This is a genomic window from Deltaproteobacteria bacterium (genome assembly GCA_016180855.1).
GTDB lineage: Bacteria > UBA10199 > UBA10199 > JACPAL01 > JACPAL01 > JACPAL01.
This window is the reverse complement of sequence record JACPAL010000026.1, coordinates 1-14,830: the sequence shown is the minus strand read 5'-3', so window position 1 is coordinate 14,830 and position 14,830 is coordinate 1. Positions and strand designations below refer to the sequence as shown.

At 50.2% G+C, this 14,830-nt stretch carries 14 protein-coding genes and 1 tRNA gene; all 15 read left to right on the top strand.

All coding sequences use genetic code 11. The features are described from left to right. On the top strand, nucleotides 1-106 hold a 106-nt coding region (locus HYT77_10660; protein MBI2068454.1), incomplete at its 5' end, for a hypothetical protein. 23 nt (nucleotides 107-129) lie between these two features. After that, nucleotides 130-279: a 50S ribosomal protein L33 gene (gene rpmG / locus HYT77_10655; protein MBI2068453.1), complete on the top strand. Its 150-nt coding sequence runs from the start codon at nucleotides 130-132 to the stop codon at nucleotides 277-279. Next, nucleotides 278-350, top strand: a tRNA-Trp gene (locus tag HYT77_10650). The genes rpmG and HYT77_10650 overlap by 2 nt, the downstream gene beginning before the upstream one ends. 173 nt (nucleotides 351-523) lie before the next feature. Beyond that, nucleotides 524-778 carry a preprotein translocase subunit SecE gene (gene secE / locus HYT77_10645; protein MBI2068452.1) on the top strand — a complete coding sequence of 85 codons (255 nt, stop codon included), beginning with the start codon at nucleotides 524-526 and terminating at the stop codon, nucleotides 776-778. 6 nt (nucleotides 779-784) lie between these two features. Further along, the gene (gene nusG / locus HYT77_10640) at nucleotides 785-1,315 is read left to right on the top strand and encodes a transcription termination/antitermination protein NusG (protein ID MBI2068451.1); all 531 of its coding nucleotides are present in this window, start codon (nucleotides 785-787) and stop codon (nucleotides 1,313-1,315) included. Nucleotides 1,316-1,344: 29 nt separating this feature from the next. Continuing rightward, the gene (gene rplK / locus HYT77_10635; protein MBI2068450.1) at nucleotides 1,345-1,773 is read left to right on the top strand and encodes a 50S ribosomal protein L11; all 429 of its coding nucleotides are present in this window, start codon (nucleotides 1,345-1,347) and stop codon (nucleotides 1,771-1,773) included. Nucleotides 1,774-1,792: 19 nt separating this feature from the next. Further along, a complete protein-coding gene (locus tag HYT77_10630; protein ID MBI2068449.1) occupies nucleotides 1,793-2,485 on the top strand; it encodes a 50S ribosomal protein L1 in 693 nt (230 codons plus the stop codon). Nucleotides 2,486-2,500: 15 nt separating this feature from the next. Then, nucleotides 2,501-3,019 carry a 50S ribosomal protein L10 gene (rplJ, locus tag HYT77_10625; GenBank protein MBI2068448.1) on the top strand — a complete coding sequence of 173 codons (519 nt, stop codon included), beginning with the start codon at nucleotides 2,501-2,503 and terminating at the stop codon, nucleotides 3,017-3,019. Nucleotides 3,020-3,023: 4 nt separating this feature from the next. Beyond that, entirely contained in the window at nucleotides 3,024-3,407 is a 384-nt protein-coding gene (gene rplL, locus HYT77_10620; GenBank protein ID MBI2068447.1) for a 50S ribosomal protein L7/L12, read from the top strand. Nucleotides 3,408-3,478: 71 nt separating this feature from the next. After that, entirely contained in the window at nucleotides 3,479-7,573 is a 4,095-nt protein-coding gene (gene rpoB, locus HYT77_10615; protein ID MBI2068446.1) for a DNA-directed RNA polymerase subunit beta, read from the top strand. A gap of 17 nt (nucleotides 7,574-7,590) precedes the next feature. After that, nucleotides 7,591-11,712, top strand: a complete 4,122-nt coding sequence (rpoC, locus tag HYT77_10610; protein ID MBI2068445.1) for a DNA-directed RNA polymerase subunit beta' — start codon at nucleotides 7,591-7,593, stop codon at nucleotides 11,710-11,712. 1 nt (nucleotide 11,713) lies between these two features. Beyond that, nucleotides 11,714-12,091 (top strand): 30S ribosomal protein S12, encoded by a 378-nt coding sequence (locus tag HYT77_10605; protein MBI2068444.1) that lies wholly within the window; start codon nucleotides 11,714-11,716, stop codon nucleotides 12,089-12,091. Nucleotides 12,092-12,102: 11 nt separating this feature from the next. After that, the gene (gene rpsG / locus HYT77_10600; GenBank protein ID MBI2068443.1) at nucleotides 12,103-12,573 is read left to right on the top strand and encodes a 30S ribosomal protein S7; all 471 of its coding nucleotides are present in this window, start codon (nucleotides 12,103-12,105) and stop codon (nucleotides 12,571-12,573) included. Nucleotides 12,574-12,597: 24 nt separating this feature from the next. Continuing rightward, nucleotides 12,598-14,694: an elongation factor G gene (gene fusA / locus HYT77_10595; protein ID MBI2068442.1), complete on the top strand. Its 2,097-nt coding sequence runs from the start codon at nucleotides 12,598-12,600 to the stop codon at nucleotides 14,692-14,694. A gap of 37 nt (nucleotides 14,695-14,731) precedes the next feature. Then, a partial coding sequence (locus HYT77_10590) for an elongation factor Tu (protein MBI2068441.1) occupies nucleotides 14,732-14,830 on the top strand: 99 nt, incomplete at its 3' end.

Genomic DNA, 14,830 nt, shown 5'->3' with positions numbered 1-14,830 from the left:
TGTGGATCTGATCACACCGATTGCGATGGACAAGGAGCTGCGGTTTGCGATTCGAGAGGGAGGTCATACGGTCGGTGCCGGAGTCGTCGCTGAGGTGGTGGAGTAGAATTGAGAAGATGAGGAGCTGAAATGCGAGTTATTATTCAGATGGAATGTAGTGGTTGTAAGCGAAAGAACTACTCAACCACGAAGAATAAGACGAAGACACCGGGCAAGCTTGAAATCAAAAAGTATTGCCGGTTCTGCAGGCAGCACACTCCTCACAAGGAGACGAAATAGGGGAGTAGCTCAGCTGGTAGAGCACCGGTCTCCAAAACCGGGGGTCGCAGGTTCGAACCCTGTCTCCCCTGCAGTCTTTTAAGTAGGGTGAGTGGAGTGCAGTCGAGAGGATCTAAGTAAGATGGAAACACAGCGCTGGGTCAATCTGGGCTTGATACTGGGAGGGGGGCTTGTTTTCTTGTTCCTTTCCCGTTTGCTGGCTGAGGTCTGGATGTTGGCCGCGTTACCTCAGTGGGGCACTGATATGCCCGTGAGTCCTGAGGTTTTGATCGCATTTTTCCTCGCTGTTTCCGTTGCGATTACAACGCGTTATTGGAGTCAGGCAAATCGGTTTTTTAATGAGGTGGTTGTTGAGTTGGCAAAAGTAACTTGGCCAGTTCGCAAGGAGACAGTCTCCTCGTCAGGCGTCGTTTTGGCGCTCGTTGGTGTGGCGGCTCTCCTGCTGGCATTTTTGGATTTTGTCTGGGGAACGATGGCACGACAGGTGTTCTCGTTTTAAATGACTATGGCACAACAGTGGTACGTTGTTCATACTTATTCGGGTTTTGAGCAAAAGGCCAAAAAAGCCTTGGAAGAGAAGGTAAAGAATTTGGGTATGCAGTCTCTTATTGGTGACGTTCTTATCCCATCCGAGAACGTTGTGGAGATGAAAAATGGGGTCAAGAAGACCTCCAGCCGGAAGATTTTTCCGGGCTATATTCTCGTCAAGATGGAGCTCAATGATGAGACGTGGCACATTATCAAGGAGACACCGAAAATTACAGGTTTCGTTGGGGGAGGTAAGATGCCTCCCTCCGTTGCTGATGAAGAAGTGGCCCGCATCACCCAGCAGATTAGTGAGGGGACCCTCAAGCCGAAACCGAAGGTCTCCTTTGAGAAGGGAGAGTCGGTTCGCGTGGTGGATGGTCCTTTTACCAACTTTAATGGTGTTGTGGACGAAGTGAAACCTGAGAAAGGGAAGGTTAAGGTTCTGGTTAGTATCTTTGGAAGGTCGACACCGGTTGAACTCGACTTTATGCAGGTGGAAAAAAATTAGAAGGCTGGAGAGACACAAGGAATATAAAGATGGCGCCTAAAAAAATACAAGCACTTGTTAAGCTGCAATGCCCTGCGGGGGGTGCAAATCCGGCCCCGCCAGTAGGACCTGCCTTGGGTCAACATGGGGTTAATATTATGGAGTTTTGCAAGCAGTTTAACGCGAGGACTCAAAAGATGGAGAAGGGGCTCATCATTCCGGTTCTCATCACGATTTATCAGGACAAAAGTTTTACCTTTGTTCTTAAAACCCCTCCGGCTTCTGTTTTGTTAAAGAAGGCGGCAAAGATAGAGAAGGGATCCGGTCAACCGAATCGTGACAAGGTTGGAACGGTTACAAAGGCTCAAGTGGAGGAGATTGCAAAAATGAAACTGCCCGACCTCAATGCCAACTCACTGGAGATGGCGATTCGAACGGTTGAGGGGACGGCCAGAAGTATGGGGATTGATGTTAAGTAGGGTGAAAGGAACAGTCGTTATGTCAGGCAAAAAATACAAGAAGGCATTGGCGGGGGTCGACCGGACGAAGCGTTACGCGGTTGAAGAGGCGATGACGCTTCTGGAACAGACAAAGACGGCGAAGTTTGACGAGATGGTCGATCTTGCGATCCGGTTAGGTGTTGATCCCAAGCAGTCGGACCAGATGGTTCGTGGTGCCGTTACCTTGCCACACGGGGTTGGAAAGGGGGTTCGTGTCATTGCCTTTGCAAAGGGTCAGAAGCAGGAAGAGGCGGAAAAGGCAGGTGCCATTGCAGTCGGAGGAGAGGATCTAGTGGAGAAAATCACAAAAGGTTGGCTCGATTTCGACAAGGCCATTGCGACCCCCGACATGATGGGGGTGGTCAGCAAATTGGGGAGGATTCTTGGACCTCGAGGCCAGATGCCAAATCCCAAGCTCGGCACCGTCACCTTTGATGTAGCCCAGGTTGTCAAGGAGCTTCAGGCGGGGCGCGTTGAATTCAAGATCGATAAGTGTGGTGTTATTCATACGATTCTGGGGAAAGTTTCGTTTGGTGCCGAAAAGCTCAAAGATAACTTTTTAAGCCTGATTAATTCAATCATTCGTGCGAAGCCGTCAACCTCCAAGGGAAATTACTTAAGAAGTGTGACGGTCTCCACAACGATGGGGCCGGGGATCAAGATTGATCCCAATCAGCTTCAGTCAAACTAGGAAAAGGTGTGAGTCATGAACCGAATTGAAAAAACAGAAGTTGTTCAAGATTTGTCAGGACGTATCAAGAGGGCCTCGGCGGTCATTCTGGCGGAGTATCGTGGTTTGACGGTGGCCCAGATGACCTCACTTCGAAAGGCTGTTCGACAGTCGGAAGGAGAGTTTCACGTCATCAAAAATACGCTTGCAAAGAAGGCGTTTCAGGCGGGCGACTTTGGTTCATTGGCCGAGCAGTTCAGAGGTCCGATGGCTATCGCCATTGCCTTGGGGGATCCCGTTCTTTTGGCAAAGGCGATTTCTCGGCAGGCAGCTGAGCTGGAACCACTCAAGATTAAGTCCGGTTTTTTTGCCGGGAAGGTGATCTCGATCAAGGAGGTTGAAGTACTTTCCAGCCTTCCTTCCCGGGAAGAACTTTATGCAAAACTCTTGGGGACGTTGATGGCGCCGGTAACAAATTTTGTGCGAGTTTTAAATGCTCTTCCCACCCAGGTGGTGAGGGCGATCAAGGAAATTGAGAAAACAAAAGGAGGATAGGAAAATGGCAACAGTCAGTCGTTCCGATATCGTCGAAACTCTCAAGCAAATGCCACTTCTCGAGGTGGCGGAGCTTGTCAAAGAATTGGAAAGCACCTTTGGTGTTTCCGCTGCGGCACCTGTGATGGTCGCCGGCGCTGCTGCCGGCGGAGCTGGCGCTGCTGCCCAGGAAGAAAAAACGGAGTTTACCGTTGTCCTGGCATCTGCAGGAAGCAACAAGATCAACGTCATCAAGGAGGTGCGTGCCTTGACAGGACTGGGTCTTAAGGAAGCCAAGGACCTTGTTGAAGGGGCTCCAAAGACCTTGAAGGAAGGTGTGTCCAAGGAAGATGCCGCAAAGATGAAGGATGTTCTTGAGAAGGCCGGCGCGAAGGTCGAGTTAAAATAACGAAGTTTGTTGTAGAGCAGGGGATTGTGGAAATTCCTTGTCTCGCGATTTACTTTTAAAGGGAGACTTTTATGCCAGTTTCGATTCAGGATCGGATCTTGAGAAAGAATTTTTCCAAGATTGAAACGACGATCCCGATTCCGAACCTCATTGAGGTTCAAAAGAAGTCGTACGCCGAATTTCTTCAGATACATGTCCCCCTTGAAAAACGGGACAATACCGGAATCAACGGTGTTTTCCGGACCGTTTTTCCGATCTGGGACTTTAATCATTCTGCCTCTCTGGAGTTTGTCAGTTATCACCTGGACAAACCAAAATATGAGGTGGGGGAGTGCCGCTATCGAGGCATGACGTATGCAGCGCCCATGCGGGTTGTTATCCGTCTTGTTGTCTGGGATACCGATCCCGAGACGAAGAGTCAGACGATCCGTGATGTCAAAGAGCAGGAGGTTTATTTTGGTGAAATCCCGCTCATGACCGAGACGGGCACCTTCATTATTAACGGGACAGAACGTGTCATTGTTTCCCAGCTTCATCGATCGCCCGGTATCTTTTTTGAGCATGACAAGGGAAAGACGCACGCTTCCGGCAAGCTTCTTTATTCGGCTCGTATTATTCCTTATCGCGGTTCCTGGCTCGATTTTGAGTTTGATACGAAGGATATTCTCTATGTCCGTATTGACCGACGTCGCAAGTTTCCGGCCACTGTTTTACTGAAAGCGCTGGGATATTCCGGTGAGGACCTTCTCAACTTCTTTTATCAGAAAGAGACGATCCATCTGGACGGGCGCAAGGTCACAAAGGGTGTCGTTCCGGATCTCCTTCGCTACCAGAAGGCGTCGAAGGATATCCGTCATCCGAAGACAGATGAGATTCTGATCAAGGCCGGGAGAAAGTTCAATCGTGCAATCGTCAAGAAGATTGAATCAGCGCGTCTTAAGGAAATTGCTGTCGAAGAGGAGTCTCTCTATGGCCAGGTGTTGGCTCATGATGTGGTGGACAAGGAGACTGGCGAGGTTGTCGGCAATTGCGGGGATGCTCTGACACCGGAAAAATTTGGTGAGTTCCGGAAGAGAAAAATTGAGAAATTTGATCTTCTCTACATGGATAATCTTAATATTGGTCCCTACATCTGGAATACGATTCAGGCCGACAAAATCAATTCGGTTGAAGAGGCGACACTTGAGATTTACAGACGTCTTCGCCCCGGAGATCCTCCAACGCCGGAGGCCTCCAAGGTCTTTCTGGAAAACCTTTTTTTCAACCCGGTGAAATACGATCTTTCGGCCGTTGGTCGCTTGAAAATCAACTACAAATTCAATCTTCAGACCCCCATTGATGTCGGCATTTTGTCCAAGGACGATATCATGGAAACAGTTCGGTATCTTTGCGGTCTCAAGGATGGCAAAGGACAGGTCGATGATATTGATCACCTGGGAAACCGTCGTGTTCGTTCGGTAGGAGAGCTTCTCGAAAATCAGTATCGGCTCGGTTTGATCCGGATGGAGCGTGCCATCAAGGAGCGGATGAGTCTCCAGGATGTAGAGACGCTGATGCCGCATGATCTTGTGAACCCCAAACCGGTCAGTGCCGTGATCAAGGAATTTTTTGGCTCAAGCCAGTTGTCTCAGTTTATGGATCAGACGAATCCTCTTTCCGAAGTGACTCACAAAAGACGTCTTTCCGCTCTGGGTCCTGGCGGTCTGACGCGTGAACGTGCCGGTTTTGAGGTGCGCGATGTTCACGCAACACACTATGGACGTATTTGTCCCATTGAGACTCCTGAGGGTCCAAACATCGGACTGATCGCCTCTCTTTCGACCTATGCACAGATTAATGACTTTGGGTTTATTGAGACCCCTTATCGTCAGGTAGAGAATGGACGGGTCAGCAACAAGGTTGCCTATCTCTCTGCCTTGGAGGAAGAAAAATATACGATTGCCCAGGCAAACGCAGTGCTCGATCGCCAGGGTCATTTTCAGAGCGATGTCATTTCCTGCCGCCGCGCTGGTGAATTTGTCATGGCGCGTCCTTCGGAAATTCATTTTATGGATGTTTCACCCAATCAGTTGGTCAGTATTGCAGCTGCCCTGATTCCGTTTTTGGAGCATGATGATGCGAATCGCGCTCTCATGGGTTCCAACATGCAGCGGCAGGCAGTTCCTCTTGTAAAGACGGCGGCACCGCTGATCGGAACGGGCATCGAAAAAATTGTTGCCAGGGATTCAGGGGTTACGGTGGTGTCCGAGGATGATGGAACCGTTGTTTCGGTTGATTCATCACGGATCATTGTAAAGTCTGACTCTGGAGGCCGCAAGAAAGGGAAGTCGGATTTAACGAATTATAATCTGATCAAGTACCAGAGGTCCAATCAAAACACCTGTCTTAATCAGAGGCCGATTGTGAAGGTCGGTGATCGTGTTCACACAGGTGATGTCTTGGCAGATGGACCTGCCACGTACCTGGGGGAGTTGGCGTTGGGACAGAATGTCGTTGTCGCCTTCATGCCTTGGGGCGGATACAATTTTGAGGATTCGATCCTCATTTCTGAACGATTGGTTCGAGACGACGTTTTTACCTCTGTACACATTGAGGAGTTTGAGTGTGCGGCCCGGGATACGAAATTGGGTAAGGAGGAGATTACACGGGATATTCCCAATGTTGGTGATGAGGCGCTCGCCAATCTGGACGAGGGAGGCATCATTCGTGTGGGGGCTGAGGTGAAGCCTGGCGATATTCTTGTGGGCAAGATTACCCCCAAGGGAGAGACCCAGCTTTCTCCCGAAGAGAAGCTGCTTCGAGCCATCTTTGGTGAGAAGGCGGGGGATGTTAAGGATACCTCGATGACCGCCCCTCCGGGTGGTTTTGGAACGGTCATTAGTACTCAAGTTTTCTCTCGTGAAGGATCCGATCTCGATGAGAGGGCGAAGAATCTTCAGGATAAGGAGACCCAAAAACTGATTAAGGATCGGGATAGAGAGGTTAAGGCGCTTCGTGATGCTGCAATGAAGAAGATCAAGGCCCTTCTTTCGGGAAAGACCTCTACCTCAAAGATCATGGACGAGGAAGAAGAGAAGGTGCTTTTGCCCAAGGGAAAACCGATTACGGAATCGGCCTTGGAAGGAGTTCCTGTCAACCGGTGGTCGGAGATCACCGTGGGTGATTCTGATCTGGAAGAGGAGTTTGCGGAATTGGTTGAGGATCTCGAAGAACAGATTGAGCTGACGCGAATGGTTTACGATCAAAAAGTCTCCAAGCTTCATAAGGGAGATGAGCTTCCTCCTGGAGTTATTAAGATCGTCAAGGTTTATGTGGCGATTAAAAGGAAGGTTGCCGTGGGTGACAAGATGGCCGGTCGTCACGGAAACAAGGGTGTTATTTCCCGTATTGTTCCCGCGGAAGACATGCCGTATCTCCCTGATGGGACACCCGTTGATCTTGTCTTAAATCCCCTTGGTGTTCCCTCCCGAATGAACGTTGGACAGATCCTTGAATGTCATTTGGGTTGGGCCTGTCGTGGGCTTGGCGAGAGGCTTACCAAGCTTCTCGAGGACTACAAAAAAGATACGATGAAGGCGTTTTTAAAAAAGAGCTTTGGTCGCGATTTTGAGGAAGAGGTCGGTGAGAGGGCGATGAGGCGATTTGCGGAGATCTCCCGTGACGGCTTTTTTGTCACCTCTGCTGTTTTTGATGGGGCGAAGGAAGATGAGATCCGCGAATTTTTGAGACAAGCGGAATTGCCCGAGTCGGGGCAGAGTATTCTTTTCGACGGCCGGACCGGAGAGGCTTTCGATCAGCCCGTCACCGTCGGTGTCATGTACATGATGAAGCTTCATCACCTTGTCGACGAGAAGATTCATGCCCGTTCCATTGGTCCCTATTCTCTCGTGACACAGCAGCCGTTAGGTGGAAAGGCCCAGTTCGGTGGTCAGAGACTCGGGGAGATGGAAGTTTGGGCGATGCAGGCCTATGGAGCTGCTTATGCGCTTCAGGAGTTTCTGACGGTCAAGTCGGATGACGTCCTGGGACGTACACGGATGTATGAAATGATCGTGAAGGGAGAACGTGCCTTCGAGCCGGGCCTTCCGGAATCGTTCAAGGTTCTTGTGAAGGAGCTTCAAGGCTTGGGATTAAAGGTCGATCTTCTGGAAGAAGCCCAGACTTAATTTATTGGAGGAATACTATGTCCGATATTTTCAGTTTTTTTGAGAAGCCAAAAGACCCCCTCTGCTATACCGGAGTTAAATTGGGGGTTGCCTCACCGGAGCTCATTCGCGAGTGGTCTCACGGTGAAGTGAAAAAGCCGGAAACGATTAATTACAGGACCTTTAAGCCTGAAAGAGATGGCTTATTTTGTGCCAAGATATTCGGTCCGGTCAAAGATTATGAGTGCAATTGTGGCAAATACAAGCGGATGAAGCATCGCGGTATCGTCTGTGAGAAATGCGGTGTTGAGGTTATCTCCTCCAAGGTTCGTCGTGAGCGGATGGGGCATATTACGTTGGCGACGCCGGTCGCCCATATCTGGTTCTTGAAAAGTCTTCCCTCACGAATTGGCGCCATTCTGGACATGACCCTCAAGGATCTGGAGAGGGTTCTCTATTGTGAGGCCTACATGGTGACGGATCCGGGTAATACCGATCTTGTCGAGGGAGAGATCCTGACCGAGGCGAAATACCAGAAGGCTTATGCTGATTTTGGGAACAAGTTTAAGGCAGGGATGGGAGGAGAGGTTATTCGAGATCTTTTAAGAAAAATAGATCTCCAGGAACTGATCAAGAGACTCCGTAAGGAGATTGGTACAACCAAATCGGAGGCGACACGAAAAAAGATGTCTCGCCGGCTCAAGGTCGCAGAGGCGTTTATTGAGTCGAACAACCGTCCCGAAAACTTGATGTTGGAGGTCGTTCCCGTTATACCTCCCGATCTTCGTCCACTGGTTCCCTTGGAAGGGGGACGTTTCGCGACCTCCGACCTCAATGATCTTTATCGGCGTGTTATCAACCGGAACAACCGCCTGAAGAGACTCCTTGAACTCAACGCGCCCGATATCATTATTAGGAATGAAAAGCGGATGCTTCAAGAGGCGGTTGATGCCCTGATTGACAATGGTCGCCGTGGAAAGGTTTTTACAGGTCCAAACAAACGGCCACTCCGTTCCCTCTCCGATATGCTCAAGGGAAAGCAGGGGCGTTTCCGTCAGAATCTTCTCGGCAAGCGTGTTGATTACTCAGGTCGGTCCGTCATTGTCGTCGGTCCGGAACTGAAGCTGCATCAAGCGGGTTTACCGAAGTTGATGGCCCTCGAGCTGTTCAAGCCGTTCATTTATCAAAAACTGGAAGAGAAGGGGTTGGTCTCGACCATCAAAGGGGCCAAGAAGATGGTTGAGAAGGAGAGGCCTGAGGTATGGGATGCCTTGGCCGAAGTGATCAAGGAACATCCCGTCATGCTTAATCGTGCTCCCACATTGCATCGTCTTGGCATCCAGGCGTTCGAACCGGTGTTGATTGAAGGAAAAGCGATTCAACTTCATCCCCTTGTTTGTACGGCCTTTAACGCGGACTTCGACGGCGACCAGATGGCGGTGCATGTCCCCCTTTCGGTCGAGGCCCAGATCGAAGCGCGTGTTTTGATGATGAGTACAAATAACATTCTCTCGCCGGCCTCTGGCAAGCCGATTATCGTGCCGACCCAGGATATGGTTTTGGGGATCTATTACATGACGCGTGAGGTTCCTTTTGCAAAGGGAGAGGGGATGAAATTTTCATCACCAGACGAGGTACGCATTGCCCACGATCATGGGGAAGTCGATCTCCATGCGCGCATCAAGGCGAGGATTGAGGGGCAGATGGAGGAAACGACGGTCGGTCGTGTGCTTTTATACGAGATTATTCCCGAGGGTCTTCCGTTTTCTCTCGTCAATCGTGTGATGGACAAAAAGAAAATCGCGGACCTGGTAGAGGAATGTTACCGGACGGCCGGCAACAAGGAGACGGTCCTTCTGGCGGACCATCTTAAGAATATAGGCTTTCAGAATGCCTGCAAGGCCGGCATTTCAATTTGCATTAGTGATATGAAGATCCCTTCCAAGAAGGAAGAGATGTTGGAGAAGGCTTATAAGGAGGCTCGTGAGATCGAAAATCAGTATCAGGAAGGTCTTATTACCGCGGGTGAGAAGTACAACAAAGTTATCGATATTTGGGCGCAGACGACTGAGGATATTTCTCGTCAGATGATGAAGGAGATCAGTGTGGATGTGATTGAGAAAGAGGGAGAAAAGAAGGAAATCATGAGTTTTAACCCCATTCTCATCATGGCCGACTCAGGAGCTCGAGGCTCAACTCAGCAAATGAGACAGCTGGCCGGTATGCGGGGACTCATGGCGAAGCCGTCAGGCGAGATTATTGAAACACCCATTGCAGCGAACTTTCGTGAGGGGCTCACCGTGTTGCAGTACTTCATTTCAACCCATGGCGCGCGAAAAGGTCTTGCTGACACGGCCCTGAAAACAGCGAACTCAGGTTATCTTACGAGACGTTTAGTGGATGTGGCTCAAGATATGATCGTTTCTTGTCACGATTGTGAAACCCTGGATGGCATTGACGTGACAGCTCTTCTGGAGGGTGGAGAAATTATTGATTCTCTTTCAAGCAGGATTCTCGGACGGGTTGCCCTGGAAGATATTTGTGACCCCTTTTCAGGTGACGTGCTTGCGAAGAGAGGCGAGGAAATTCGTGAAGAGAACCTTCCCTCGATTGAAAATTCCGGCCTGGAAAAGGTGCGTATCCGTTCTGGACTGACCTGTCAGGCCCCCCGAGGAATTTGTATCAAGTGTTATGGGCGTGATCTGGCGCGTGGTCACATGGTTAATATTGGAGAGGCGGTCGGTGTTATTGCGGCCCAATCGATCGGTGAACCTGGGACACAGCTGACGATGAGAACCTTCCATATCGGTGGAACCGCCTCCCGTCGTGTGGAACAGAGCACTTTAGAAAGCCGACATGAAGGAGTCATTCAGTTTCACAATCTCCATACCGTTATCAACAAGGAAAAAAGCCTGACCGTCATGAACCGGAATGGCGAGGTTGCGATCATGGATGAGGAGGGGCGTGAACGTGAGAAATATCAGCTTATTTATGGGGCGCGTCTCCTTGTCAAGGAAGGGCAGAGGGTCAAGGTGGGAGAGATGTTGGCGGAATGGGATCCCTATACCACTCCGATTCTGACGGAAGTGAGTGGAATCATAAAATTTGGGGATATCATCGAAGGTGTTTCTATGCAGGAGCAGGTTGACGAAGTGACAGGTCTCTCCACCAAGGTTATCAAGGAATCAAAAGATCCGGGGCTTAGACCAAGAATTTCCATCAAGGATGCATCGGGTAAGACGTTGGATGTTGGCGTTTCATCAGGGCGGCAGGCGCGCTATCTCCTTCCGATGGGAGCCAATATTGTCGTGATAGAAGGACAAGAGGTCCAGGCGGGTGAGATTCTGGCAAAGATTCCTCGCGAGACAACCAAGACCAAAGATATTACAGGCGGTCTTCCGCGTGTGGCAGAGCTCTTTGAGGCGCGAAAGCCAAAGGATTGCGCTGTGATTAGTGAAATTGATGGAACAGTCTCTTTTGGAAAAGATACCAAGGGAAAGAGAAAGATTCTTGTCGTTCCGGATGTGGGTGAGGCGCAGGAATACCTCATTCCAAGAGGGAAACATATTGCCGTTCATGAAGGGGATCACGTGAAGGCCGGTGAGCCGTTGATGGATGGTGCCTCCAATCCGCACGACATCCTGAAGGTTCTTGGTGAGAAAGAACTGGCAAAATACCTTGTGGATGAAACACAAGAGGTCTACCGGCTCCAAGGGGTTAAAATCAATGACAAGCATATTGAAGTGATTGTGCGCCAGATGCTGCGGAAGGTCCGGATCAAGAATCCGGGCGACACGATCTTCCTCGATGATGAGCATGTCGACCGGCAGTGGTTTGCCGAACAGAATGAGGAGGTGAAGAAGAAGGGTGGCAAGCCGGCTGTGGGAGAGCCGCTCCTTCTCGGTATTACCAAGGCCTCGCTTTCGACAGACAGCTTTATCTCGGCTGCATCCTTCCAAGAGACGACACGTGTCTTGACGGAGGCTGCAATCTGGGGTCGGACGGATCATTTAAGAGGGCTCAAGGAGAACGTTATCATGGGGCGCCTTATTCCTGCTGGTACAGGCTTGGCACGCTATAAAGACTTAAGGATACAGGTTGCGGAGTCTGAAAAAGAACGGTTTGTCATGGAAACAATAGCAAGGGAGGCGGTGGGTTAATATGCCGACAATCAATCAACTCGTTCGATGGGGACGTGAGCAGGTATCAAGAAAGTCAACGGCTCCTGCTTTGATGGGATCGCCCCAGAAAAGGGGTGTTTGCCTCCGTGTTTATACGACGACTCCCAAAAAACCAAATTCGGCTCTTAGAAAGGTTGCCCGTGTTCGGTTAACCAATGGGATGGAGGTTTCCGCCTATATCCCCGGTGAGGGGCATAATCTTCAGGAGCACTCGATGGTTTTAGTGCGCGGCGGTCGTGTTAAGGATCTGCCAGGCGTTCGTTACCATATTATTAGAGGCTGCCTCGATACCGGTGGTGTTGAAAAGAGAAAAAAGAGTCGCTCCAAATACGGTGCAAGAAAACAGTCGAAATCTTAGATAGGAGTTTTATGTCAAGAAAATCACGGGCCGTTAAGAGGGAATTGTTGCCGGATCCGCGCTACATGGACAAGCTTGTTTCGAAGTTCATATGCAAGCTGATGATCCAGGGGAAAAAGTCGGTTGCGGAGAAGATTGTTTACGATGCCTTCAATGAATTGGGGCAGAAAACCGGTCAGGAACCCCTGAAATATTTCAAGGAGGCGTTTGAGAATGTGAAGCCTGTGATGGAGGTCCGGTCACGACGTGTTGGCGGTGCGACGTATCAGGTGCCAATGGAGGTCCGGTCGGAGAGAAGGGTTTCTCTAGGGCTTCGGTGGTTGATTTTGAGTTCAAGAGATAGGGGGGGGCGGTCGATGGAGGAAAAGCTCGCTTCTGAGATCATCGATGCCCACGAAATGAGGGGCGGGGCTGTGAAGAAGAAAGAGGATGTTCATCGCATGGCGGAGGCGAACCGCGCCTTTGCGCATTATCGCTGGTAGGAACGGAAAAGGACTTAAAGAGAAATGTCTACAGAGATGGAAATACTTCAGAAGACGCGAAACATCGGGATTATTGCCCATATCGATGCGGGCAAGACGACGACCACCGAACGTGTCCTCTATTATACAGGCATCACCCACAAATTAGGTGAGGTACATGATGGAACTGCCCAAATGGATTGGATGCCACAGGAGCAGGAGCGTGGGATTACTATTACCTCTGCGGCGACTACATGCTTTTGGAAAGGTTACCGCATCAATATCATTGATACACCGGGGCATGTCGATTTTACGATCGAGGTAGAGCGTTCCCTTCGTGTCCTTGACGGTGCCGTCGGTGTTTTTTGTGGTGTTGCTGGTGTTCAGCCCCAGTCCGAGACTGTCTGGCGTCAGGCTAACAAATATGGTGTCCCACGGATTGCGTTTGTTAACAAGATGGATCGGGTTGGTGCCGATTTCTTTCGATGTCTCAAGATGATGAAGGAGCGCCTGGGGGCCTCTCCGGTTGCTTTCAATATACCGATTGGTGCCGAGGAAAATTTTTCTGGCGTTGTTGATCTTGTCACACGGAAGGCGCTTTATTTTGATGACGAGAAAGAGGGATTCAGGATTGTTGAGAAGGAGATCCCGGCGGATTTGAGAAAGAAGGCGAGCGAGTGTCGTGAAATGCTCGTGGAGAGCGTAGCCTCCCATGATGATCGCTTGATGGAGAGATATCTTGAGGGGAAGAATGTCTCCAATGAAGAGATTATGGAGGCGGCACGTCGCGCAACCCTAAAAATGACGATAACTCCTGTCTTTTGCGGATCGGCCTTCAAGAACAAGGCGGTTCAGCCGATGCTCGATGGGGTTGTCCAGCTTCTTCCCTCACCCGTCGATGTTGAGGCGATACGGGGTCACGATGTTTATGACAAGACAAAGGAGATTCGGCGCAAGGCTGATTTTAAAGAGCCTTTTTCGGCCCTTGCCTTCAAGATTGCGAGTGATCCGTTTGTTGGAACCCTGACTTATTTTCGTGTTTACTCAGGGAGACTTGAGGCTGGGAGCTATACTTATAATTCGGTGAAGGGCAAGAAGGAGAGGATAGGCCGTCTTCTCCGGATGCATGCCAACAAGAGAGAGGATATCAAAGAGGTTTTAGCGGGAGACATTGCCGCCGTTGTTGGGCTGAAATACACAACAACGGGGGATACGCTCAGTGATGAAAATAACCCCGTTATTCTTGAGTCGATGGATTTTCCTGCCCCTGTCATTTCTGTAGCGATTGAGCCCAAGACGAAATCGGACCAGGAAAAGCTTTCCCTCTCGCTCGGCAAGTTGGCCACGGAAGATCCTTCGTTTCGGGTCAAGGTCGATCACGAAACCGGTCAGACGATTATTTCAGGGATGGGAGAGCTTCATCTCGAAATTATTGTTGATCGTCTATTGCGTGAATTTAAGGTGGCTGCCAATGTGGGGCGTCCCCAGGTTGCTTATCGTGAGACAATCCAGGGAAAGGCGGAGGCTGAGGGAAAATACATTCGACAAACAGGTGGCCGGGGTCAATATGGGGATGTCTGGCTAAGGGTGCAGCCCACTGAGAAGGGGAAAGGTTTTGAGTTTATTGATGAGATTGTTGGTGGAACGATTCCCAGGGAGTATATCCCTGCCGTTCGCAAGGGAATTGAAGAGGCGATGGAGGGAGGAGTTCTGGCGGCATATCCGATGGTTGATATTCAGGTCGCTTTGTTTGATGGCTCCTTTCATGAGGTTGACTCTTCTGAAATGGCGTTTAAGATAGCCGGCTCCATCGGTTTTAAGGAGGCGGCCAAGAAGGCCGGTTTGGCACTTCTCGAACCGATCATGAGACTGGAAGTTGAGACACCGGAGGATTGTGTTGGTTCGGTTGCGGGCGACCTCAATTCGCGTCGTGGAAGGATATTGAATTCTAGTGTGCGAGCCGGTATGCAGATCATCGATGTTGAGGTGCCGCTCGCGAGAATGTTTGGTTATGCGACCGATCTCCGGTCGATGACGCAGGGACGGGCGCTTTTCACAATGGAGTTTTCTCATTACGAGCAGGCTCCAAAAAATGTTATGGAGGAGATTGTTGCCAAGGTCAGGGGGGCCTCGGCGGCGTAAGGTTTTTAAATGAAGATAATAAGGGGGAGGAAATTTTATGAGCAAAGGCAAATTTGAGAGAAAGAAGCCGCATGTGAACGTAGGGACGATCGGGCACGTGGACCATGGGAAGACGACGCTGACGGCAGCGATCACG